Source organism: Lentzea sp. NPDC055074 (genome assembly GCF_053608005.1).
In genome coordinates this window covers 112,913-134,665 of sequence record NZ_JBSGUQ010000010.1, presented here as the reverse complement: position 1 = coordinate 134,665, position 21,753 = coordinate 112,913, and the positions used below count along the sequence as shown (strand labels likewise).

21 protein-coding genes are annotated in these 21,753 nt (G+C 68.6%); 14 read left to right on the top strand and 7 right to left on the bottom strand.

Annotation, left to right across the window (positions count from 1 at the left end; all coding sequences use genetic code 11):
- Positions 1-14: 14 nt before the first annotated feature.
- On the bottom strand, positions 15-1,034 hold the full coding sequence (locus ACWF7A_RS23465) for a M48 family metallopeptidase (protein ID WP_452252601.1): 1,020 nt from the start codon (positions 1,032-1,034) through the stop codon (positions 15-17).
- A 69-nt stretch (positions 1,035-1,103) separates the two neighbouring features.
- Here ACWF7A_RS23465 and ACWF7A_RS23460 point away from each other — a divergent pair, with 69 nt between their 5' ends.
- The 6 genes from ACWF7A_RS23460 (at position 1,104) to srmL (ending at position 8,155) form a co-directional block, all read left to right on the top strand.
- Positions 1,104-2,000, top strand: a complete 897-nt coding sequence (locus ACWF7A_RS23460) for an alpha/beta hydrolase (protein WP_452252600.1) — start codon at positions 1,104-1,106, stop codon at positions 1,998-2,000.
- A gap of 34 nt (positions 2,001-2,034) precedes the next feature.
- Positions 2,035-3,909, top strand: coding sequence for an ABC transporter ATP-binding protein (locus ACWF7A_RS23455; protein WP_452252599.1), 1,875 nt, complete (start codon positions 2,035-2,037; stop codon positions 3,907-3,909).
- Complete coding sequence (locus tag ACWF7A_RS23450) at positions 3,906-4,541, top strand: CatB-related O-acetyltransferase (protein ID WP_452252598.1); 636 nt, start codon at positions 3,906-3,908, stop codon at positions 4,539-4,541. Before ACWF7A_RS23455 ends, ACWF7A_RS23450 begins: the two co-directional genes overlap by 4 nt.
- Positions 4,538-5,080: an AAA family ATPase gene (locus tag ACWF7A_RS23445; RefSeq protein WP_452252597.1), complete on the top strand. Its 543-nt coding sequence runs from the start codon at positions 4,538-4,540 to the stop codon at positions 5,078-5,080. Before ACWF7A_RS23450 ends, ACWF7A_RS23445 begins: the two co-directional genes overlap by 4 nt.
- A gap of 41 nt (positions 5,081-5,121) precedes the next feature.
- The gene (locus tag ACWF7A_RS23440; protein WP_452252596.1) at positions 5,122-7,002 is read left to right on the top strand and encodes a patatin-like phospholipase family protein; all 1,881 of its coding nucleotides are present in this window, start codon (positions 5,122-5,124) and stop codon (positions 7,000-7,002) included.
- A 124-nt stretch (positions 7,003-7,126) separates the two neighbouring features.
- Complete coding sequence (gene srmL / locus ACWF7A_RS23435; protein WP_452252595.1) at positions 7,127-8,155, top strand: PheS-related mystery ligase SrmL; 1,029 nt, start codon at positions 7,127-7,129, stop codon at positions 8,153-8,155.
- Here srmL and ACWF7A_RS23430 read toward each other — a convergent pair.
- Entirely contained in the window at positions 8,128-8,925 is a 798-nt protein-coding gene (locus ACWF7A_RS23430) for an SAM-dependent methyltransferase (protein ID WP_452252741.1), read from the bottom strand. The two genes, srmL and ACWF7A_RS23430, sit on opposite strands and share 28 nt — an antisense overlap.
- Positions 8,926-9,010: 85 nt before the next feature.
- On the opposite strand from ACWF7A_RS23430, the gene ACWF7A_RS23425 reads away from it, so the two are divergent.
- Together ACWF7A_RS23425 and lon are read left to right on the top strand one after the other, a co-directional pair.
- Positions 9,011-9,721 carry a hypothetical protein gene (locus ACWF7A_RS23425; protein WP_452252594.1) on the top strand — a complete coding sequence of 237 codons (711 nt, stop codon included), beginning with the start codon at positions 9,011-9,013 and terminating at the stop codon, positions 9,719-9,721.
- A gap of 76 nt (positions 9,722-9,797) precedes the next feature.
- Positions 9,798-12,146 carry an endopeptidase La gene (lon, locus tag ACWF7A_RS23420; RefSeq protein ID WP_452252593.1) on the top strand — a complete coding sequence of 783 codons (2,349 nt, stop codon included), beginning with the start codon at positions 9,798-9,800 and terminating at the stop codon, positions 12,144-12,146.
- Between the two features lie 61 nt (positions 12,147-12,207).
- On the opposite strand, the gene ACWF7A_RS23415 is transcribed toward lon, so the two are convergent.
- From ACWF7A_RS23415 to ACWF7A_RS23405, 3 genes are all read right to left on the bottom strand, one after another.
- A complete protein-coding gene (locus ACWF7A_RS23415) occupies positions 12,208-12,684 on the bottom strand; it encodes an AMIN-like domain-containing (lipo)protein (RefSeq protein ID WP_452252592.1) in 477 nt (158 codons plus the stop codon).
- Positions 12,685-12,747: 63 nt separating this feature from the next.
- On the bottom strand, positions 12,748-12,888 hold the full coding sequence (locus tag ACWF7A_RS23410) for a hypothetical protein (RefSeq protein ID WP_452252591.1): 141 nt from the start codon (positions 12,886-12,888) through the stop codon (positions 12,748-12,750).
- Between the two features lie 151 nt (positions 12,889-13,039).
- Positions 13,040-13,813: a polysaccharide deacetylase family protein gene (locus ACWF7A_RS23405; RefSeq protein WP_452252590.1), complete on the bottom strand. Its 774-nt coding sequence runs from the start codon at positions 13,811-13,813 to the stop codon at positions 13,040-13,042.
- A gap of 88 nt (positions 13,814-13,901) precedes the next feature.
- On the opposite strand from ACWF7A_RS23405, the gene ACWF7A_RS23400 reads away from it, so the two are divergent.
- From ACWF7A_RS23400 to ACWF7A_RS23390, 3 genes are all read left to right on the top strand, one after another.
- The gene (locus ACWF7A_RS23400; RefSeq protein ID WP_452252589.1) at positions 13,902-14,429 is read left to right on the top strand and encodes a YbhB/YbcL family Raf kinase inhibitor-like protein; all 528 of its coding nucleotides are present in this window, start codon (positions 13,902-13,904) and stop codon (positions 14,427-14,429) included.
- Positions 14,430-15,011: 582 nt separating this feature from the next.
- Entirely contained in the window at positions 15,012-16,385 is a 1,374-nt protein-coding gene (locus ACWF7A_RS23395; RefSeq protein WP_452252588.1) for a mycothione reductase, read from the top strand.
- Between the two features lie 64 nt (positions 16,386-16,449).
- Positions 16,450-16,863 carry a hypothetical protein gene (locus tag ACWF7A_RS23390; protein WP_452252587.1) on the top strand — a complete coding sequence of 138 codons (414 nt, stop codon included), beginning with the start codon at positions 16,450-16,452 and terminating at the stop codon, positions 16,861-16,863.
- Between the two features lie 5 nt (positions 16,864-16,868).
- Here the strand turns inward: ACWF7A_RS23390 and ACWF7A_RS23385 are convergent, their stop codons facing one another.
- Together ACWF7A_RS23385 and ACWF7A_RS23380 are read right to left on the bottom strand one after the other, a co-directional pair.
- Positions 16,869-17,273, bottom strand: coding sequence for a VOC family protein (locus ACWF7A_RS23385; protein WP_452252586.1), 405 nt, complete (start codon positions 17,271-17,273; stop codon positions 16,869-16,871).
- Positions 17,274-17,351: 78 nt separating this feature from the next.
- Positions 17,352-18,527, bottom strand: coding sequence for an MFS transporter (locus tag ACWF7A_RS23380; RefSeq protein WP_452252585.1), 1,176 nt, complete (start codon positions 18,525-18,527; stop codon positions 17,352-17,354).
- A gap of 117 nt (positions 18,528-18,644) precedes the next feature.
- Here ACWF7A_RS23380 and ACWF7A_RS23375 point away from each other — a divergent pair, with 117 nt between their 5' ends.
- The 3 genes from ACWF7A_RS23375 to ACWF7A_RS23365 all read left to right on the top strand — a co-directional run bounded on the left by ACWF7A_RS23375 (position 18,645) and on the right by ACWF7A_RS23365 (position 21,717).
- Positions 18,645-19,316 carry a FadR/GntR family transcriptional regulator gene (locus ACWF7A_RS23375; RefSeq protein WP_452252584.1) on the top strand — a complete coding sequence of 224 codons (672 nt, stop codon included), beginning with the start codon at positions 18,645-18,647 and terminating at the stop codon, positions 19,314-19,316.
- 209 nt (positions 19,317-19,525) lie between these two features.
- On the top strand, positions 19,526-20,629 hold the full coding sequence (locus tag ACWF7A_RS23370; protein WP_452252583.1) for an epoxide hydrolase family protein: 1,104 nt from the start codon (positions 19,526-19,528) through the stop codon (positions 20,627-20,629).
- On the top strand, positions 20,626-21,717 hold the full coding sequence (locus ACWF7A_RS23365; protein ID WP_452252582.1) for a winged helix DNA-binding domain-containing protein: 1,092 nt from the start codon (positions 20,626-20,628) through the stop codon (positions 21,715-21,717). Before ACWF7A_RS23370 ends, ACWF7A_RS23365 begins: the two co-directional genes overlap by 4 nt.
- Positions 21,718-21,753 lie beyond the last annotated feature (36 nt).

Here is a 21,753-nt window from a genome sequence, read left to right as displayed (position 1 = left end):
ACTCCAGATGGTAGCTACTCCGCTGAGCCGTTCGGAGCAACCTTGCTCCACATCTTGCCGGCGGCGCCAACCAGCGTCCCGCCGATGTCGTTGATCGTCTTGATCAACGGGTCGGCGGACTCGCTCATCGACTCCTTGTAGGAGCGGGCCGCGCTCTTGATGTCGTCGGTCAGGTTGCCCGTCGGGTGGTCGTCCTCGCGGCGGGGGTACGTGCCGGTGAGGATCTCGCGGTACTCCTCGCTCGCGGCCCAGCGCTGCAGCTCCGCCGCGCGCACGACGGCCAGCGGGTGGGTGCGGTCCTCGAGGTCGAGCAGCTTCAGGATGCTGTCGCGGATGTCCTCGCCCTCGTACTCCTTGGCCTGCTCCAGGAACGACGCGATGTCGACCTGGTCGCCGGTGTCGCCCGCGAAGGCGAGGTGCACGCGCAGCGCCGCCTGCGGGTTCTGGCCCGCGAGCAGGCCCGCCCGGTCGCACGACAGCTCGGTCTTGCGCTGCCACTCGTACAGCGCCGCGATCACCGCGCGCATGGCGAACGTGCCGGCGGCGTTCCAGCCGAGCGTGTGCCGCAGGCCCAGCAGACGGGCGAGGATCGTGTTGTAGAGCCCGTGGCCGGACATCGCGTGGCCCATCTCGTGGCCGATGGCGAAGCGCAGCTGCTCCCGGTCGAACCTGTCGACCAGCGCGGAGTTCAGCACGATGAAGGGCTTGTCGATGCCGCGGGTGTAGGCGTTGACCAGCGGGGAGTGCCGCACGAAGATCTCGGGCACCTCCTGCAGGTCGAACGTGGCCGCGACCTCGTTCTGCAGCCGGTGCAGGTCCGGGAACTGCTTCGGGCCGACGCGGACCGACGACGCGACCTGGACCAGGCGCTCCCCGCGCTCGGAGAACGCCGCCGCGACCGCCTTGATGACCGGTCCCACGGCGGGCACGGCGCGCAGCACCGCGAGGGCACCACGGTCGGCCGGATGTTCGTAGGCGCGCGAGCTGATGCCCGGGAACCGCACCCTGGATGACTGTTCGATGTCCCCCGTCATGTCCCCAGGTTAGACACGATCCGGACAAGGCTGCACGGAATCGGCGTCAGACCGTTGCAAACTTGCGCGGTGAGCACCGACGAAGACACCACGGTCCTGCCCTTGCGCGGCGGCGCCTCAGCGACCCTGGTCCGCCGCCGTGCGGTGGCCAACGACCGCGGCGCGATCCTCTACGTGCACGGCTTCGCGGACTACTTCTTCCAGGAGCACGTGGCCGAGCACTACACAGCCCAGGGCTACGACTTCTACGCCGTCGACCTGCGCGGGTACGGCCGCTCGCTGCGCGACGGCGAACTGCCGAACTACACGACCGACATCGCGGTGTACTTCGAGGAGATCGACGCCGCGATCGCCGTCGTTCGCGAAGAACACTCGCGCGTGGTCCTCATGGGCCACTCGACGGGCGGCCTGACGACGTCGTTGTGGGCACACGAACGACGTTCCAGCGACCTCATCGACGCGTTGGTGCTCAACAGCCCGTGGCTCGACGTCGTCGAACCGCCGTTGGTGCGGCAGGTCGTGAAGCTGATCGGCGGGATCGCGCCGAAGGTGAAGATCCGCGCGAACCTCGGTGAGGCGTACGGGGCGGCGATCCACAACTCCCGCAACGGCGAGTGGGACTTCGACCTGAAGTGGAAGCCCCTGGCGGGCTTCCCGGTGCTCGCCGGGTGGATCCGGGCGGTGCTGATCGCGCAGGAGAAGGTCCACAACGGACTCGACGTGCGCGTGCCGGTGCTGGTGCTGCACTCCGACAGGAGCATGTTGAACGCCAAGGCGTGGAGCGAGGACGTGTCCAAGGCGGACGCCGTGCTCGACGTCGAGGGCATGCGCAAGTGGGGCCCCAAGCTCGGCACGTCGGTGAAGGTCGTGGAGATCAAGGCAGGCATGCACGACCTGTTCCTGTCGCCCGAGCCCGTGCGTGCGGCGGCTCTCGCCGAGGTCGACGAGTTCCTGAAAACGGCTTGACCTCGTTGTAGGTCGAGGTTCGAGACTGGTCGTCATGAACATCGACTTCAACGCCTGGTACGCGCTCGAAAGCGCGATGCAGGACGAGAAAAGCCGTCGCGTGAGCCGGGCGACGTTGAAGCGTGTCGCCCGGTTCGCCCACCCGCAGCGCCGTGCGGTGTACGCGTTGCTCGCCACCTCGTCGGTCGCCGCGGTGCTCGCGGTGGTCTCCCCCGTGCTGGCCGGACGGGTCGTCGACACCATCATCGGTGGCCGGGACTACGGACTGGTCGTGTGGCTCGCGCTGGCGATCGCCGGGGTGGCGGTGCTGGAGGCCGGGTTCTCGCTGCTCGAGCGCTGGCAGTCGTCGCGGGTCGGCGAAGACCTGATCCTGCGGCTGCGGCAGGCCGTCTTCGACCACGTGCAACGGATGCCGATCGCGTTCTTCACCCGCACGCGCACCGGTGCGCTGGTGTCGCGGCTGAACAACGACGTGATCGCGGCGCAGCGGGCGTTCTCCGAGACGATCTCCGGGGTCGTCACGAACGTGATCGCGCTGGCGCTGACCCTGGTCGTGATGCTGACGCTGTCGTGGCAGGTCACGGTGCTCGCGATGGTGCTGCTGCCGATCTTCCTGCTGCCCGCGAGGCGGATGGGCAAGCGTTTGGCTTCGATGCACCGCGAGGCCGCGAACCTCGACTCGGCGATGACGACGCAGATGACCGAGCGGTTCTCCGCGCCGGGCGCGACGTTGATCAAGCTGTTCGGCCGGCCCTCCATCGAGAGCGCGGAGTTCGGCTCTCGTGCGCGGCGTGTGCGGGACATCGGCGTGCGGACGGCCGTGGCGCAGTGGCTGTTCCTCGTCGCGTTGACGCTCGTGTCGTCGTTGGCGTTGGCACTGGTCTACGGGCTGGGCGGGTACTTCGTGTTCGCCGGGCAGATGGCACCGGGCACGATCGTGACGTTGGCGCTGCTGCTGACCCGCCTGTACGCGCCGTTGACGGCGTTGGCCGGCGCACGGGTGGACGTGATGACGGCGCTGGTGTCGTTCGAGCGGGTCTTCGAGGTCCTGGACCTGCCGCCGTTGATCAAGGAGAAGCCTGCGCCCGCCGTCGTCCCCGACGGCCCGGTGGAGGTCGAGTTCTCGGACGTGAAGTTCGCCTACCCGTCCGCGGACAAGGTCTCCCTCGCCTCGCTGGAGGAGGTCGCGTCGCTCGACACCCGCGGCGGTGAGGAGATCCTCGGCGGGATCTCGTTCGTCGCCGCGCCGGGGTCGCTGATCGCGCTGGTCGGCGCGTCGGGTGCGGGCAAGTCGACGATCGCCTCCCTGCTGCCCCGCCTGTACGACGCGGACTCCGGGTCCGTCCGGCTGTCCGGTGTGGACGTCCGCGACCTGTCGTTCGACGCGATCCGCGAGACCGTCGGCATGGTGACGCAGGACGGGCACCTGTTCCACGAGTCGATCGGCGCCAACCTCCGGCTCGCCGCGCCCACCGCCACCGACGAGGAGATCTGGGACGCGCTGACCCGCGCCCGCCTCGCGGACCTGGTGGCGTCGCTGCCGGACCAGTTGGACACCGTCGTCGGCGAACGCGGTTACCGTCTCTCCGGTGGCGAACGGCAGCGGCTCACGATCGCGCGACTGCTGCTCGCCAAGCCCCGCGTGGTGATCCTGGACGAGGCGACCGCACACCTGGACTCGCGCTCGGAGGCCGCCGTGCAGGAGGCGTTGGTCGAGGCGCTGGCGGGCCGCACGTCACTGGTGATCGCGCATCGCCTCTCGACCATCCGGGCGGCCGACCAGATCCTCGTCGTGGACAGCGGGCAGATCGTCGAACGTGGTACGCATGAGGCGTTGCTGGCGTTGGAAGGCCACTACGCCAAGCTGTACCGCACTCAGTTCAGCGAAGAGCCGATCGGAGCACCGTGACCATCCCCTCGCCCGACAACCTCTACCCGTTGCCGGACTACGCGCGCACGGTGCTTTTGAAGCCGTTGGTGAAGAACCCGCAGATCGAGGTGGGCGAGTACACCTACTACGACGATCCGCACCACGCCACGGAGTTCGAGCAGCGCAACGTGCTCTACAACTACGGCACCGAGAAGCTGGTCATCGGCCGTTACTGCGCGCTGGCCGAGGGCGTGCGGTTCATCATGTCCGGCGCGAACCACAGCATGGCGGGCGTGTCGACCTTCCCGTTCACCATCTTCGGAGGCGTCTGGGGCGAGAAGACCCTGGACATCGCCCTCGGTGCGCCCTCACGGGGCGACACGGTGGTGGGCAACGACGTCTGGATCGGCTACAACTCCCTGATCATGCCGGGCGTGCGGATCGGCAACGGCGCGATCATCGCCGCCGGCTCGGTCGTGGTGTCGGACGTCCCGGCGTACGGCGTCGTGGGCGGCAACCCCGCCGGCCTGATCAAGAAGCGCTACAGCGACGAGGACATCGCACTGCTGGAACACGTCGCGTGGTGGGACTGGCCGGTCGAGAAGGTGACCGAGCACGTCCGCGTGATCATGTCCGGCACGCCGGCCGAGCTCGCCGAGGTGGCGAAGTGAAGGCGCTGCTGATCACCGGTCCGGTCGGGGTGGGCAAGACGACCGTGGCCGAGGAGGTCGGCTCGCGCCTCGCCGAGGCGAAGGTCCCGCACGCGTTGATCGACCTCGACTGGCTGTCGTCCTGCTGGCCCGCGCCCGCCGACGACCCGTTCCACTTCGAGCTGCAACTGCGGAACCTGCGGGCCGTGGTGCGCAACTACGTCGAAGCCGGGGTGCAGCGCATCGTGCTCGCGGGCGTGGTCGAGAGCCGCGCCGACCGCGAGCGGTACGCCGAGGTCGTCGGCGCGAAGCTCAACGTCTGCCGGCTGAAGGCGGACCTGTCCGTCGTCCACGAGCGACTCGTGCGGCGGCACCACGCCGAGGCCGACCTGCGGTGGCACCTCAACCGGGCCGAGGAGCTGGAGATGCTCTTCGCGGACTCGTGGATCGAGGACTACGTGGTGTCCGCCGACCAGCCCGTGGCCGAGGTGGCGCAGGACGTGATCTCGTGGTGGCTGACGGTGGAACGCATGCCGATCGAACCTGCGGCGTCCGAGTGAACTCCTTGATCGCGCCGCCCTGACCGCGCGATCATCGGCACATGGAGTACGACCGCTACTGCGACCTGACCATGCGGGGCGGCACGACCAGCGGAGTCGTGTACCCGCTCGCGGTCGCCTCGCTGGCCCGCCACTACGAGTTCAAGCAGATCGGTGGCGCGTCCGCCGGGGCGATCGCCGCCGGGTTCACGGCCGCGGCCGAACGCGGGCGTGCGTCCGGCGGGTTCGACAAGCTGGCCGGGCTGATCACGTGGTTCACGTCCGGGTCGGGTGCCGAGCGGTGGCGGATGGCGCAGCTGTTCCAGCCCGCCGAGAAGACGCGGGCGCTGTACCGGATCGTCGTGGCGTCCATGCAGAAGCGCGAGACGACCGGGCGCAGTGCGATCTCGTGTCTTCTCTTCGCGTTGCTCGGGGCGGTCGGGTGGCGTGCCAAGGGCGTGCTGGCGCTGATGGCGTCGCTGTGGCTGGGCGGGCCGGTGCTGTACTCGGCGTGGCTCGCGCCGTCGGCCTATCCGGGCTGGCTCGCGGTGACGGTCTCGGTGGTGGCGCTGGCGTGCCTGGTGATCGTGCTGTGGCCGTTGCGGTCGGTTCTGCCGTGGCCCGTCTGGGTCGTCGCGGCGGTGCCGTTGGTGCTCGGGCTGGCGTTCTCGCGGCACTACGCCACCGCGGCGATCGTGCTCCTGGTGTGGCTGGTGCTGTCGCTGGCGGCCGTCAGCGCGCTGATCGTCACGTACGGGTACGCGATGCAGCGGTTCCTGAAGAACAACGCGCGGTCCATCCACTTCGGACTCGTGCCGGGCACGGGCGACTTCACGCCGTCGTGGCTCGACCGGCTGGCCGGGGTGCCGAAGTCGACCGGAGTGCCGCCGCTGGCCGACTGGATCGCCGACCAGCTCGACGACATCGCCGGCACCTCCCAGGCGCTGACGTTCGGCGACCTCGGTGACATCAACCTCGTGCTGATGACGACCGACCTGTCCGAGGGGCGGCCGTACCGGTTGCCGTTCAAGGAGGAGTGGCAGTACTGCGAGGAGTGCCTTCGCTACGTGTTGCCGCAACGGGTCGTGGAGCAGCTGAACGGTGCTGAGACCGCCTTGAAGTGCCCGCTGCACGAGCACATGCCGTTGTGCACGTTGCCGCCGAAGGAAGATCTCCCGGTCGTGCTAGCCGTGCGGATGTCGTTGTCGTTCCCCGGCCTGTTCGCCGCCGTGCCGCTGTGCCGGGACGGGCGCGTGCACTGGTTCTCCGACGGCGGCATCACCAGCAACTTCCCCATCCACTTCTTCGACGCGCTGCTGCCGCGCTGGCCCACGTTCGGCCTCACCATCCAGCCCTACCCGAACGGCGACAAGAACGACGTGTGGCTGCCGGAGCAGGACGCGGCGGCCTCCGGCACGCCGTACGCGACGCTGAGCTCGGTGCCGCGGTTCCTGATGTCCATCCTGGACACGTTCCTGGACTGGCGCGACACCATGCAGTCCGCGCTGCCCGGCTACCGGGGCAGGATCGCGCACGTGCGGCAGTCCGAGGACGAGGGCGGCTCGAACCTGTTCATGCCGCCGGACACGATCGAGCGGCTGGCCCTGCGCGGGCAGAAGGCCGGCGACATGCTGCGCGAACGGTTCCAGCAGCGGCACAACACCGACCGCTACCGCTGGATCCGGCTCCGCATGGCGTTGCGCGAGTACCAGGAGCTCGGGGTGCAGGCCGCCGAACGGGACGCGCTGTACGACGACGTGCTCGCGCGGTTCGAGATCCCCGCCGAGCTGCACGAGTGGTTCCGCACCCCGCCGGCCGACGGTGATCCGTTCCGGGACGGGATCGAGGTCGCGCTCGACCACGTCGGACGGCTGAAGGACGACGGGCCGTTCGACGGGGTGCCGCCGGTGGATCCCGATTTGCGGCTGACGCCACCCGAGTAGACCGGCTAGCCTGGTCCCGTGACGCGATTTAGCCACCCCCGACCCGCGTGGGTGGCGCGCGCCTGAAATTCCCGTTGGTCGGGGGACTCCGCACCCCACACCGACCAGCAGAACGGGAATCCCCATGTACCGCACCGAAGAACTCGTGCACGCCCTGAACGTCCGCGATCTCACCGATCCCGCCCAGGGCCCGCACGCGCTCCAGCTCCTAATCGCCGACCTCGAAGCCGTGCTGGACGACCCGCGGGAGGTCCGCCACCACCCGCTCGTGCCGATCGAGCACAACTACGAACACCTCGGCTACCCGAGGGACGCCATCACCCGCGAGGCCCGCTACACCAGGTACGTCAGCGAGACGTGCATGCTGCGCAGCCACACCTCGGCGATGATCCCGCCCGCGCTCAGGGACGCGACCCCGGACGTGACGCTCGTCTGCCCCGGCCTCGTCTACCGCCGCGACACGGTCGACCGCCTGCACACCGGCACCCCGCACCAGCTCGACGTCTGGCGGATCAGCAGGAACGAGGAGTCGCTCGACGACCTCATCCACCGCGTCGTCACGACGTTGCTCCCCGGCAAGCGTTACCGCACAACGGATGCCGAGCACCCGTACACCACGCACGGCAAGCAGATCGACGTCGAGCACGACGGTGAGTGGGTGGAGATAGCCGAGTGCGGACGCGCCGCGCGGCACGTGCTCAAAGACCACCCGCACGGCCTCGCGCTGGGTATGGGGCTGGACAGGATTCTCATGCTGCGCAAGGGAATCCCGGACATCCGCCTGCTGCGCAACGCCGACGAGCGCATCGCGGCGCAGATGCTGGACCTCACCGAGTACCGGCCGATCTCCCGGCACCCGGCCGCGATCAGGGACATCTCGATCATGGCGGGCGGCGACGAGGACGTCGAGACGCTCGGCGACCGCATCCGCGCGCTGGTGCCCGAGGACGTGGTCGAGGAGATCGAGATCCTCGGCGAGACCAGGACGGAGGATCTTCCCGGACACGTCCGAGCGAGGCTGGAAGCCCTGCCCGGTCAGAAGAACGTGCTCATCCGCGTGACGATGAGGGCGCCGGAACGCACCCTCACCGACCGCGAGACGAACGAGATCAGGGACAGGCTGCTTCAGAGCTTGCGGCCGACGGCACCGTAGATGCCCACGTGGGCATCGTCGAAGGAGTCCGGGCGCCAGTCGTTGACCGCGACGACGCCCGGCTCCAGCACCTCCATGCCGTCGAAGAACCGCGTCACCTCGGCGTGTGTGCGCATGGTGAGCTTGTTGTCCGAGTTGCTGTAGATCTTGGCGACCTCACGGGCCTCGGCGAGCTCCTCCTCGGACAGCGTGTCCCAGGTGGCGTGGGTGATGGCGAGGTACGAGCCGGCCGGCAGGTCCGCCATGTACTGGGCGATGGCCTCGTACGGGCTGTCGGTGTCCGAGACGAAGTGCAGTGCGGCGATGACCAGCACACCGACCGGGCGGGAGAAGTCGAGCGTCTCGCGGGCGCCGGCCAGCACCGTGGAGGTGGCGCGCAGGTCGGCCAGGATCGCGTTCGCGTGGGGGTTGTCGGCGAGCAGCGCGTTGCTGTGCGACACGGCCACGGGCTCGAAGTCGACGTAGACCACGCGCGCGTCCGGGTTGTCGTGCTGCGCGATCTCGTGGACGTTGCCCACGGTCGGGATGCCCGACCCCAGGTCGAGGAACTGGTCGACGCCCTGCGTCATCAGGTGGCGGACGACCCGGCGCAGGAACGAGCGGTTCGCCTGCGCGCTCTGGGCGACGCCGGGGAAGATCTGCTCCACCTGCTTGGCGGCGGCACGGTCGGCTTCGAAGTTGTGCGAGCCGCCCAGGTAGTAGTCGTACATCCGCGCCACGCTCGGGCGCGTGACGTCGACCGTGGACGGGACCCACTTCAGCTCTTCCATCACGTGCGCATCCTCCGTTGTCGCCGCACGGGTGTCCACCGCCACACATCCGAACCAGGGCGGTTTCGGCCACGTGTGAGGAACCATGCACTCCAGCACCGCTGCACGCCACGCGAGGTTCCGCCTTCTCAGGGAACGCTCGCCGGTGCACTTCGACGCCGCTATCGGTGGCTGGTGCATCACGCGTTACGACGACGTACTCACAGTGCTCGGCATCGATTCCGGTGCCCCGGAGCCGTTACCCGAACGGACGATCGCCCGCGCCGTGAAGCTCGCCCGGCCGGTGATCACCCTGAGCACCCTCGAGATGCTCGACGCCGACGACACCACCTTCGCGCAGTCGGTCGCGGCCACGGCGGCGGAGGCGTTCGCGCTCGCGCGCGGCGTGGAGGCGTTCGCCGCCACCGCTCTCGCGACCACGCAGGCGTTCCTGACCAACGCCCTGCGCGCGTTGCACGACCATCCCGCTCAGGCCGACCTGCTCAGGAACACCCCGGAGCTCGCCCGGGACGCCGTCGAGGAGCTCCTCCGCTACGACACCCCGATCCCCGTCGCCCCCGCCCGCCGGACGCCCGGCCCACTCGTGCTGAGCGGGCGTACGGTCGAGGCAGGCGAGGTGGTCCTGCCCTTCGTCGCGGCGGCCAACCGGTGCTCGGTGAGATTTCCCGGCGGCGACCGCCTCGACCTGCGGCGCAAGCCCGTGGGCGTGCTGTCGGCGTGCCCCACGAGCACCGCGCTCGCCCGTGTGACCGGCGAGATCGCGCTGGTCAGACGCCTTCGGGCCACTGCTCGCTGACAGCGAACACGACAGGGGAACACCGGCAGACTCCAGTTGGTTGAGCGGTACAGACTCAACTTTGGAGGATGACGAGATGGGCGAAACCCTGGCCCTGCCGGTACTGCCGCTGGACGACGTCGTGGTGCTGCCCGGCATGGTGGTGCCGATCCGCATCTCCGGTGCGGACGCGAGCGCCGAGGCCCGCGCGGCCGTAGACGCGGCCACGACCGCGGCGAATCATCAAGTGCTGCTCGTCCCACGGCTGGACGGGAAGTACGCGGCCGTGGGCACGCTGGCCGAGATCGAACAGGTCGGCCGCCTGCCCGGTGGCGAACGCGCTGCCGTCGTGCGCGGCACCAAGCGCGTCCGCATCGGCACGGGCACCACGGGTCCGGGCGCGGCCCTGTGGGTCAACGCGACGATCGCCGACGACTCCGTGGTCACCGACCGCACGCGAGAGCTCGCGAAGCAGTACCGCGCTCTCGTGACGAACATCCTGCAGACGCGCGGTGCGTGGCAGATGGTCGACTCGGTGCAGCAGATCAGCGACCCGTCGGCGCTGGCCGACCTCGCGGGCTACGCCTCGTACCTCGACGAGAAGCAGAAGATCTGGCTGCTGGAGACCAGTGACGTCACTGAGCGGCTGGAGAAGCTGGTCGAGTGGGGCCAGGCGCACCTGACCGAGCTCGACGTCAACGAGACGATCGCGAAGGACGTCAAGGAAGGCGTCGAGAAGCAGCAGCGGGAGTTCCTGCTGCGCCAGCAGATGGCCGCGATCCGCAAGGAGCTGGCCGAGCTCGACGGCAAGCCCGCGACCGAGCAGGACGACTACCGCGCCCGCGTGGAGGCGGCGGACCTGCCGGAGAAGGTCGCGAAGGCCGCGCTGGCCGAGGTCGACAAGCTGGAGCGCACCTCCGAGCAGTCGCCCGAGGTGGGCTGGATCCGGACGTGGCTCGACACGGTTCTCGAGATGCCCTGGAACTCCCGGACCGAGGACTCCTACGACATCAAGGCGGCGCGCGAGATCCTCGACGCCGACCACGCGGGCCTCGACGACGTGAAGCAGCGCATCACGGAGTACCTGGCCGTGCGCAAGCGCCGTGCCGACCGAGGCCTGGGCGTGGTGGGCGGCCGTCGTTCCGGCGCCGTGCTCGCGCTGACGGGCCCTCCCGGCGTCGGCAAGACGTCGCTCGGTGAGTCCGTGGCACGGGCGATGGGCCGCAAGTTCGTCCGCGTCGCCCTGGGTGGCGTGCGCGACGAGGCCGAGATCCGCGGTCACCGCCGCACGTACGTCGGTGCGCTGCCGGGCCGGATCGTCCGCGCGATCAGCGAGGCCGGTTCGATGAACCCGGTCGTGCTGCTCGACGAGATCGACAAGGTCGGCTCGGACTACCGCGGCGACCCGACGGCGGCGTTGCTCGAGGTGCTGGACCCGGCGCAGAACCACACGTTCCGCGACCACTACCTGGAGGTCGAGCTCGACCTGTCGGACGTGGTGTTCCTCGCGACCGCGAACGTGCTGGAGTCCATCCCGGCGCCGTTGCTCGACCGCATGGAGCTCGTCCAGCTCGACGGCTACACCGAGGACGAGAAGGTGACGATCGCCAGCGGTCACCTGCTCCCCCGCCAGATCGAACGCGCCGGCCTCACGCCCGAGGACGTCACCTTCGACAAGCCCGCGCTGCACCAGCTCGCGAGCGAGTACACGCGGGAAGCCGGTGTGCGGCAGCTGGAACGGGCCCTCGCGCGCATCCTGCGCAAGGCGACCGCGAAGGTGGCACTGGGCGAGGCGGAGTTCCCGATCACGGTCGACCAGCCGTCGCTGAAGTCCTACATCGGCAGCCCGAAGAACACGCCCGAGTCAGCGGAGCGCACCTCTGTTCCCGGCGTGGCAACGGGTCTGGCCGTGACGGGGGTCGGTGGCGACGTGCTGTTCATCGAGGCCTCGCTGGCCCCGAAGGACACCGGCGCGTCCGGCGTCACGCTGACCGGCCAGCTGGGCGACGTGATGAAGGAGTCCGCGCAGATCGCGTTGTCGTACCTGCGGTCGCACGACGAGAAGGCCGCGTCACTGGCCGACCGGGGAGTGCACATCCACGTCCCGGCGGGTGCGGTGCCGAAGGACGGACCGTCCGCGGGCGTCACGATGACGACGGCGCTGGCGTCGCTGCTCTCGGGCCGCCCGGTGCGCTCCGACGTGGCGATGACGGGCGAGATCTCGTTGACCGGCCGGGTGTTGCCGATCGGTGGCGTGAAGCAGAAGCTGCTGGCCGCTCACCGTGCGGGCATCACGACCGTGCTGCTGCCCCAGCGCAACGAGCCGGACCTGGAGGACGTGCCCGAGTCGGTGCGTGAGCAGCTGACGGTGCACTTCGTCTCGGACGTGGCCCAGGTGCTGGAGCACGCACTCTCGAAGGAGAGCGTCGCGACCGTTGCGGCGTGACGAACAGACCCCTCGTGGGGGCAGTAGCGGCGACTGCTGCCCCCACGAGGCTTTTCGCTGTCTACAGGCCGACGTCGATGACGAGCCGGTTCGGGCTCGTCAGCGTGAAGACCCGGTGCCACGAGTAGGGATTGGTGTAGCCGACGGCGACACCGAGCGTGGCCTCGAAGTCGCACGTGAGCGCGACCCCGCGGATGTGGCTGAGGCCGGGCGTCGCGAAGTTCTGCGACCCCGTGTACGTCAGGTTCCCGTTGTCGTCGTGCGCGGCCGCGCCGATCAGCGTGACCGACAGGATCTCGTTGATCCCAGGCCCGGCAACGGTGATCGGGTTCCCGGACGCGCACTGCGACACGCTGGTGACCTCGCTGACCCGGTGCTCCGTCGGCAGCCCGGTCAGGTCCAGCACCACGCGGCTGAACCCGACGTTCTGCCCGGTCCGGATGTTCGACAGCGTGGGCGTGCTCTGCGCCGACGCCACCGGCGCCAGTGTGAACACGGCCAGCACCGCCACGAGCAGCGCGGCAAGACGTTTGTTCATCTTCGGCCCCCTCTCCAGGGCTCTGTGATGTCTACAGGACGTGTGACCCAGGCCACAGTTGCGTCAGTGCGAGCAGACGTCGATGACGACTCGGTCTGGATTGGTCAGCACGAAGTTGCGCGGCCCGGTGCAGGTCGGGTCGAAGTTCTCGTCGTACGACGCGGCACCGTGGAACATCGTCTCGATGATCTCGTTCCCCGACACGGCAACGGGGTTGCCCGAAGCGCAGTTCGACCCCGTCGTGCTTGCCGGTCCGGATGTTCGTCAGCTGACAGCGATTCGCTTCATCTCTCCCCCTCTTCCCCGGAAAGGCCGCCCGCGCACGACACGCGCAACGACGCCCCCGGGTTGCCCGCTACCCCAGGAAGTCCTCCAGCGGCACCGGCGTGAGCCCGTCCTGCTTCGCCCGGTTCAAGAAGGCCGTGAAGTCCTCGACGAACGTCGTGCGGAAGTGCATGAGCACGATGTCCCCGCGGTTGAGCCTGTCCCCCTGCTGGAACTGCACCCGCCCGTCGTTGACGGCGGCGGTCCAGTTGACCAGCGCCTTGAACCCACAACTGGCAGCAGCGTGCCGGGTCGTCGAGTCGTAGTTCCCGAACGGCGGCCGGAACAACGTGGGCCGCTTCCCGTACTCGGAGGCCAGGAAGTCCGCGTTCCCGCAGATCTCGTTCTTCTGGAACTCCAACCCCTTCCCCATGAGGTTCGGGTGGTTGGTCGTGTGGCTGTGCACGGTCACCGGCAGCTGCTTGAAGTAGTCCTTGTGCCCCTCGGCGTACTTCGTGTTCAGGAAGACCGACGGCCACACCCCGGCCGAGATCATCAGCTCCCGGGCCTTCGGATGCTGCACGGCCCCGTCATCGATGGTGATGAACACGTACGGCTTGTCCGTCTCGATCCGCGTGAGAACGGGCACCATCCCGTCGACAACAGCAGGCGCCTTGGCCTGCACCGTCCCATATGGATAGGGCGGCTCGAACATCCGTGCGGGCCGTGGCGTGGTGGTCGTCGTCGTGACCGGCGCGGCAGAAGTGGTGAGCACGGGCCCACCGGACTGCGAGTCGGCCGCGTCCGCACACGACACCACACCCGCAACCAGCAAAAAGGCAGCAAGAAGCCGCAGTCTGGACATGAAAATCCCCCTCCACGCGAAAGACGTCGCGCAGGCCCTCATGGTTGCACGGGGCTAGGGTCGAGGTGATCACAAAAGGAGGACTCCCATGAGCCTCGAGCGCCCAGTCGCTCCCGACCCCTACCAGCTGCTACCGCAGGTCGGCACCTTCACCGTCACCTCGACGGACGTGCGCGACGGCGAACAGCTCCCCGACGCCCAGGTCTTCGAGGGCGGCAACACCTCCCCGCACCTGACCTGGTCGGGCTTCCCGGAGGAAACCCGCAGCTTCGTGGTGACCTGCTACGACCCGGACGCCCCGACCCCCTCGGGCTTCTGGCACTGGGTGGCCGTGAACCTCCCGGCCACCACCACCGAACTGGCCACAGGCGCAGGCGCCTCAGACGACACGCTCCCAGGCGACGCGTTCCACGTCCGCTCGGACTACAGCACCCGAGCCTTCGGAGGCGCGGCCCCACCGAAGGGCGACCACCCCCACCGCTACTACTTCGTGGTGCACGCGGTAGACGTGGACAAACTGGACGTGGACGAGAACGCCTCAGCAGCAGTGGTGAGCTTCAACCTGGCCTTCCACACCCTGGCCAGGGCCATCATCACCCCGACCTACCAGCACTAACGCGCCTGACACACCCACCCGCCTGACCCGCCTGACGCGCCGGATCAACCGCGATGCCGAAGGCGAGCCGTCTTTCCATAAGAGCTGGGCGGTGGGGTTCCATCACGAGTCGCGCCATAGCTCTTGCTGCATGCCTGGAGGGGTGTCAAGCGGACACGCTTTTCGTCCGCTTGACACCCCTCCAGGCATGTGGCCCGCTCTTGGCTCGGCTTGTGATGGGACCCCACCGCCAACGCAACCAAACTACGAAACAGGCAGCCGCTCTAAGCAACAGGCGTGCCATCTACCCACGCATGGCGCTGGCCCCCTGATCAGATTGCCGGGGTCTGGGGCAGAGCCCCAGGGAAAGCACGCAAGGTGACCTGGCCGCCCTCAAGGTGACCACCGTCTTAGCTCGCCCCACACAGCTCGCCCCACACAGCTCGCCCCACACACAGCTCGCCCCACGCAAGCTGGCCCCACAAACGGTCAGCCCACACACAACGGCCAGCCCACACAAGCGCCAGCCCCCACCAACCCCGTAAGCCCCACGTAACCCCACAAAGGGGAACACCCATCCCCCCAAAATGGTTGGATCCACACGTGAGGCACTTCGACCTGGTCATCATCGGCACCGGCTCCGGCAACAGCATCCCGACGGAAGCCACGGCAGGCTGGCAGATCGCCATCCTGGAAAAAGGCACCTTCGGCGGCACCTGCCTGAACGTGGGCTGCATCCCCACCAAGATGTTCGTCCACACAGCAGACCAGGCCGCAGCCCCTGCGAACGCCAAGAAGCTGGGCGTGGACGCGCACACGGACGCGGTTCACTGGCCGGAGATCCGAGACCGGATCTTCAACAGGATCGACCCGATCGCCGAGGGCGGCCGCAACTGGCGGGCCAACGAGAACGCGAACGTCACGGTCTACGAGGGCACGGCCCACTTCATCGACGCCCACACGATCGACACCGGCACCGGCGAGACGATCACCACCGACCGGGTCGTGATCGCGGCAGGCAGCCGTCCCACCATCCCGGCGATCGCGGACCTGGACACCACGGGTTTCCACACCAGCGACACCATCATGCGCCTGGACGAGCTCCCCGAAAGCCTGATCATCGTGGGCAGCGGTTTCATCGCCTCGGAGTTCGCCCACGTCTTCAGCAGCTTCGGCGTCAAGGTCACGATGATCGCCCGCTCGAACCTCCTCCTCCGCCACGAGGACCTGGATATCGCGGAGCGCTTCACGAACATCGCCAAGGACAAGTGGGACGTCAAGCTCAACCGCAAGACCACCCGCGCCGAGAAGACCGACACCGGCGTGAGGCTCCACCTCGAAGGCCCCAACGGCGAGGAAACCGTTGAGGCGCAACAGCTCCTCATCGCGGTCGGCAGGCAGCCGAACAGCGACCTGCTCCAGGTCGGCAACGCCGGCATCGACCAGCACGAGGACGGCCGCGTCAAGGTCGACGAGTACCAGCGCACGAGCCAGCCGCACATCTTCGCCCTGGGCGACATCAGCTCGGACTACCAGCTCAAGCACGTCGCGAACCACGAGGCGAAGGTCGTCCAGCACAACCTGGTGAACCCGGACGACCAGATCAAGAGCGACCACCGCTTCGTCCCGGCCGCCGTCTTCTCCAGCCCGCAGATCGCGAGCGTCGGTCTCACCGAGGAGGAGGCGAAGGCGAAGGGCATCCGGTACGTCACCTCCAGCCAGGCCTACGCGTCCATCGCGTACGGCTGGGCGATGGAGGACACGACCGGCTTCGCGAAGCTGATCGCCGACCCGGCCACCGGGCAGCTGCTCGGCGCGCACATCATCGGCCCGCAGGCGTCGACGGTGATCCAGCCTCTGATCCAGGCGATGAGCTTCGGTCTGGACGCGAAGTCCATGGCACGGGGGCAGTACTGGATCCATCCGGCCATGCCCGAACTGGTCGAGAACGCGCTCCTGAACCTTCCTCTGGACTGAATGCCTTGAGTGACAGGGACTTCCGCCGCTGTTGAAAATCCGCCGCACCGACCACGATGCAGCGATGACAGACAGAGTCCTGGTCGCTTACACGTCGAAAATCGCTGCCACCGACGAGATAGCCGGGATCATCGGCACCGAACTCGCGGGCTGCGGGCTGAGAGTCACCGTGCTCTCGGTCGCCGCGGCCGAATCGCTGCACGGGTTCGGTGCCGTGATCATGGGGGACGCGGCGACCCGTGATGCGCAACGGTTCGTAGCGCGGCACAGGGTTTCCCTCAAGTACACGCCCATGTGGTTGTTCCACCGCGGCACGCCCCCGGTGCCGAACGACGTCACGCGCATGGTCCGCAAGCTCGGTGCCGTCGGTCCGGTCAGCTTCGGCGGCGCGGCACCGGACTGGGACCGCGCGAAGGCCTGGGCCCGTTACCTCGCCGACCAGCTCACGGTGCTGCACCGCGGTTTCGTCTCGAACTGAGGACGTCAGGCCTGCTGGATCCGCACGGTGTTGCCGGCGGGGTCGCGGAACACGCAGTCACGCGCACCCCACGGCTGCGACGTCGGTTCCTGCACGACGTCCGCTCCGCCCGCCTGCAGCTTGTCGAAAGCGGCATCGAGATCGGGCGTCGCCAGGGTGATGAACGCGAACGAGCCGTTCTCGATCATCTCGGCGATAGCGGTGCGCTGCGAGTCGCTGAGCCCTTCGGCCATGGCAGGTGGCTCCAGCACGACCGAGGACGCGGACCCGACGGGTGCGACCGTGATCCAGCGCATCTTGCCCTTGCCGACGTCGGCCCGGACCTCCCAGCCGAGCAGGTCGCGGTAGAACGCGAGCGAGGCGTCGGGGTCGGTGGTCGGGAGGAACGTGGCGTGAATGCTGATGTCCATGCCGACAACGCTAGGACCAGCGCGAACGCATCGCTTCTCGATTCCTGACCAGCCGGCCCGCGTGCACCGGCCGACTGGCTAGACGTACCGCGGACGCCCGGCGAGCACGCCGAGCACGGTGAGCGCGGCCAGCAGCACGAGCTGCAACGTCAGCGACGCCGTCCACGTCCCGGTGGCCTCCCGCAGCACCCCGAACGCGAACGGCCCGGAGGCCGCGATCAGGTACCCGAGGCTCTGCGCCATGGCCGACAGCCGCGCGGTGTCCGAAGTGGACTTGGTGCGCAGCGACATCACCAGCAGCGCCAGCGGGAACATGCCCATGCCGAACCCGATCAGCACGACCCACAGCCCGGGAGCGGCGGCGGGTGCCACCAGCATGCCCAGGATCCCGGCGAACGACAGCACGCCCAGCGCCAGCACCATCGGCGCCTGGCTGGAGAACCGGGCGGCGATCGGCGGCACGAACAGGCTGACCGGAACGCTCAGCAGCATCGAGACGGCGAGCAGCATGCCGGCGGTGTTCCGGTCGACGCCGGAGTCGACGAGCATCGCGGGCAGCCAGCCCATGACGGTGTAGGCGAACAGCGACTGCAGCCCGAAGAACACGGTGATGACCCACGCCAGCGGGCTGCGCAGCATCGACCGCTTCTCCGCCGGGGCGACAGACCGCACCACCGAGGCCGCGGCGCCGTGCCGTGCCGCGGCGCTCCACACGACGACCGCGCCCAGTGACAGCAACGCCCACGCGCCGACGGCCAGCCGCCACGAGCCGAGCCAGTCCTCCAGCCGCGGCGTCAGCGCGGCGGCCAGAGCGGCACCGGCGGACAGCGCGCCCGTGTACACACCGGTGATCAGGCCGACCTTGGACGGGAAGGACGCCTTCACCACCACCGGGATCAGCACGTTGGACACCGCGATGCCAGCACACGCGATGAAGGTGCCGCCCAGCACGACCCACGGACCGTCGATCACGCGCAGCACCAGGCCGAGCGTGAGCACCCCTAGTGACAGTCCGATCGCACGAGCCATGCCGAGGCGGCGACCCAGCCACGGGGCCGCGAACGCGGCGAAGCCGAAGCACAGCGCCGGAACGGCCGTCAGCGCACTGGTCCAAGCGGCGGAAACCCCAAGGGCGGCGCGGACATCACCGAGCACCGAGGCCAGACTGGTCACCGCAGGACGGAGATTCGCGGCAGCGAGGGCGACCCCGATCGCGAGCAACGCGGACCCGACCAGCGGAACGTGACGATTCATGACGACCGTCACCCTGCGACCTCGATCGGTGGCAGTCTGTGCGGCAAGAGTCGTCTGCTTCATCGTCACGCGCTTCACTATCGCAGACGTAGGATGTTCGGATGAAAGGATGACGCTGTGCCGTTGGCCACTACCCGACGGGCGGGCCTCGTCGACCAGGTGATCGAGCAGATGCGCGGCGCGATCACGACTGGTGAATGGCCCGTCGGGCAGCGCATCCCGCCCGAGCCCGAGCTGGTCACCGCGCTCGGGGTGGGGCGGAACACGGTCCGCGAGGCCGTGCGCGCGCTCTCCCACGCCGGACTGCTGGAGGTGCGGCAGGGCGACGGCACGTTCGTCCGCGCGACCAGCGAGATCTCCGGCGCGGTCCGCCGCATGTGCGGGACGGAGCTCAAGGAGGTGCTCCAGGTCCGCCGCACCCTCGAGATGGAGGGGGCGCGCCTGGCCGCGAAGCATCGCACGGACGCCGAACTTGCGCGCCTCACCGAGTTGCTGCAGAAGCGCGACGCGGCGATGGAGGGCGAGCAGTGGGCCGAGGTGATCGAGCACGACACCGCGTTCCACGTGCTGCTCGTGCAGTGCTCGCACAACACGCTTCTAGCCGAGCTCTACCAGGGCTTGACCGAGGCGGTCAAAGCTTCGGTGGCGGCCTCTGTCGACACCAGCCAGCCTGGTCAGGACCAGGTGTCGCACACCGGGCTGCTGCACGCGGTCCGGGACGGTGACCAGGAGAAGGCGGCGATCGAGGCAGGCGGTTTCTTCGAGGAGCTGATCGAGAAGTTCTGCTAGGTGGCGTGTCCACAACCTTTGTCGGCCTATTTCGGGGCCAGGCGGGTGCATCGCGGTGCCGCCCCCACGTCTCGATATCGGGCATATCGGGGCGTGGGGGCGGTGCCGTGAGGCGCCCTCCTGGGCGCGAAATAGACCTGGCAAAGATTGTGGACACGACGCCAAATCGCGGACAACGGCTGTCCGCACGAGCTCATAGCGTGGGGGCCATGGAGATCACGCCGTTCCGCATCGAGATCCCGCAGACCGACGTCGACGACCTCCGCTCGCGTCTGGCCGGCACGCGCTGGCCGGAGGACGACCCGCCCGGTGTCGGCTGGTCCTACGGCATCCCGCTGAGCTACCTGCGCCCGCTGGCCGAGTACTGGCGCGACGGGTTCGACTGGCGTGTGCAGGAGGAGCGGCTCAACTCCTACCCGCAGTTCACGACCGAGATCAGCGGGCAGCGCATCCACTTCCTGCACGTGCGCTCGCAGAACCCGGACGCGACGCCGTTGCTGCTGATCCACGGCTGGCCCGGCTCGTTCGTCGAGTTCCTGAACGTGATCGAGCCGCTGTCCCAGGACTTCCACCTGGTCATCCCGTCGATCCCCGGCTTCGGCTTCTCCGGCCCGACCAAGAAGCCCGGCTGGAACGTCCTGCGCGTCTCGTGGGCGTTCGCGAAGCTCATGGAGGGCCTGGGTTACGACCGCTACGGCACGCAGGGCGGCGACTGGGGCTCGGGCATCGCGCAGGAGATCGGCCGGGTGTTCCCGGAGCAGGTCATCGGCGTGCACGTGAACATGCTGCAGACCTTCCGTCCGCAGGGCGTCAACGACCTGAGCGACGAGGAGATGCGCGCGCTGGAGTCGCTCGACCACTACCAGAAGGAGCTCTCCGGCTACATGCACCTGCAGCGCAGCCGGCCGCGCACGCTGTCGTACGCGCTGACGGACAGCGCCGTCGGGCAGCTCGCGTGGATCGCGGAGAAGTTCCACGACTGGACGGACAACGAGGGTGCGCCCGAGGACGCGGTGGACCGCGACCAGATGCTGACGAACGTGTCGGTCTACTGGTTCACCGGCACGGCGGGCTCGTCGGCGGCGCTCTACAAGGAGCAGTCGGCGAACTGGGGCAACCAGCAGCCTTCGACCGTGCCGACCGGTGTCGCGGTCTTCCCGCACGACCTCAGCCTGCCGGTGCGGTCGCTGGCGGAGAAGATGATCCCGTCGATCGTGCACTGGACGGAGTTCGACCGCGGCGGCCACTTCGCCGCGATGGAGGAGCCGGACCTGTTGGTCCAAGACATCAGGAAGTTCTTCGGATCGCTGTGAGCACAACACTTTCGAACCGCACCCTCAACCGGACCCTGCTCGCGCGGCAGCTGCTGTTGGAGCGGACGTCCATGCCGATCGTGGAGGCCGTCGAACACCTCGGCGGCCTGCAGGCGCAGGCACCGATACCGCCGTACCTCGCGCTGTGGACGCGGCTCAAGCCGTACAAGGTCGACGCGCTGAGCAAGCTCATCATCGACCGTTCGCTGGTGCGGATGACGTTGTGGCGCGGCACGTTGCACCTGATCTCGGCCAACGACGTGTACCTGATGCGGACGGCGTTGCAGCCGGAGCTCAACAAGTGGGCCAAGATCGTGATGCCGCCCGCCACCCGCGTCGAGATCGATCTCGACAAGCTGGCGCGCATCACGCGGGAGTACATCGACGCCGAACCGCGGACGGTCGCGGAGATCGGCGCGCACCTGGAGGAGCACTTCCCGGAGGCCAAGGCTCGGGAGATGTCGACGCAGGCGCAGATGCTGGTGCCGATGATCCAGGTGCCGCCGCGCGGGATCTGGGGTGTGGGCGGGGTGCCGCAGAACGTCGCGATGGCCACGTGGCTCGGGCGCGACCTCCCCGAGAAGGCTGCGGTACCGGAGCTGATCCAGCGGTACCTGCGGGCGTTCGGTCCGGCGACGCTCGCGGACATGCAGGCCTGGTCGCGGTTGATCGGGCTGAAGGCGCACGCGGCGGACCTCGACCTGGTGGAGTACCGGAACGAGGACGGCAAGGTGCTGCTGGACGTGCCGGACGGCGTGATCGTGTCGGAGGACGTCCCGGCGCCCGCGCGGTTGTTGCCCGCGTTCGACAACGTGCTGCTGGGGCACGCGGACCGCAAGCGGATCATGAGCGAGGACGCGCGGTCGCGGTGGGGCGCGGTGCGCAACGGCGTGTTCCCGCCGACGTTCCTCGTGGACGGGTTCCTGCGCGGCACCTGGAACGTGGTGGAGAACAAGGACGCGGCGACGTTGACGATCGAGCCGTACTTCAAGACCACGAAGAGGGACATGGCCGGCGTCGTCCGCGAGGCCAAGGCGGTGCTGAAGGTGATGGCTCCCAAGAAGCCGCACGTCGTCATTGCCCCTTAGGGCGGTGTTTCCCGCCCTTCGGGGTGTCTGACGGCC

Excerpts from the sequence above, each read along its gene's own strand:
- ACWF7A_RS23390 (WP_452252587.1), top strand. The coding sequence starts at position 16,450 with ATGACAGACAGAGTCCTGGTCGCTTACACGTCGAAAATCGCTGCCACC.
- ACWF7A_RS23380 (WP_452252585.1), bottom strand. The coding sequence starts at position 18,527 with ATGAATCGTCACGTTCCGCTGGTCGGGTCCGCGTTGCTCGCGATCGGG.
- ACWF7A_RS23425 (WP_452252594.1), top strand. The coding sequence starts at position 9,011 with ATGCACTCCAGCACCGCTGCACGCCACGCGAGGTTCCGCCTTCTCAGG.
- ACWF7A_RS23405 (WP_452252590.1), bottom strand. The coding sequence starts at position 13,813 with ATGTCCAGACTGCGGCTTCTTGCTGCCTTTTTGCTGGTTGCGGGTGTG.
- ACWF7A_RS23455 (WP_452252599.1), top strand. The coding sequence starts at position 2,035 with ATGAACATCGACTTCAACGCCTGGTACGCGCTCGAAAGCGCGATGCAG.
- srmL (WP_452252595.1), top strand. The coding sequence starts at position 7,127 with ATGTACCGCACCGAAGAACTCGTGCACGCCCTGAACGTCCGCGATCTC.
- ACWF7A_RS23415 (WP_452252592.1), bottom strand. The coding sequence starts at position 12,684 with ATGAACAAACGTCTTGCCGCGCTGCTCGTGGCGGTGCTGGCCGTGTTC.
- ACWF7A_RS23385 (WP_452252586.1), bottom strand. The coding sequence starts at position 17,273 with ATGGACATCAGCATTCACGCCACGTTCCTCCCGACCACCGACCCCGAC.
- ACWF7A_RS23370 (WP_452252583.1), top strand. The coding sequence starts at position 19,526 with ATGGAGATCACGCCGTTCCGCATCGAGATCCCGCAGACCGACGTCGAC.
- ACWF7A_RS23400 (WP_452252589.1), top strand. The coding sequence starts at position 13,902 with ATGAGCCTCGAGCGCCCAGTCGCTCCCGACCCCTACCAGCTGCTACCG.
- ACWF7A_RS23430 (WP_452252741.1), bottom strand. The coding sequence starts at position 8,925 with ATGGAAGAGCTGAAGTGGGTCCCGTCCACGGTCGACGTCACGCGCCCG.
- lon (WP_452252593.1), top strand. The coding sequence starts at position 9,798 with ATGGGCGAAACCCTGGCCCTGCCGGTACTGCCGCTGGACGACGTCGTG.
- ACWF7A_RS23440 (WP_452252596.1), top strand. The coding sequence starts at position 5,122 with ATGGAGTACGACCGCTACTGCGACCTGACCATGCGGGGCGGCACGACC.
- ACWF7A_RS23465 (WP_452252601.1), bottom strand. The coding sequence starts at position 1,034 with ATGACGGGGGACATCGAACAGTCATCCAGGGTGCGGTTCCCGGGCATC.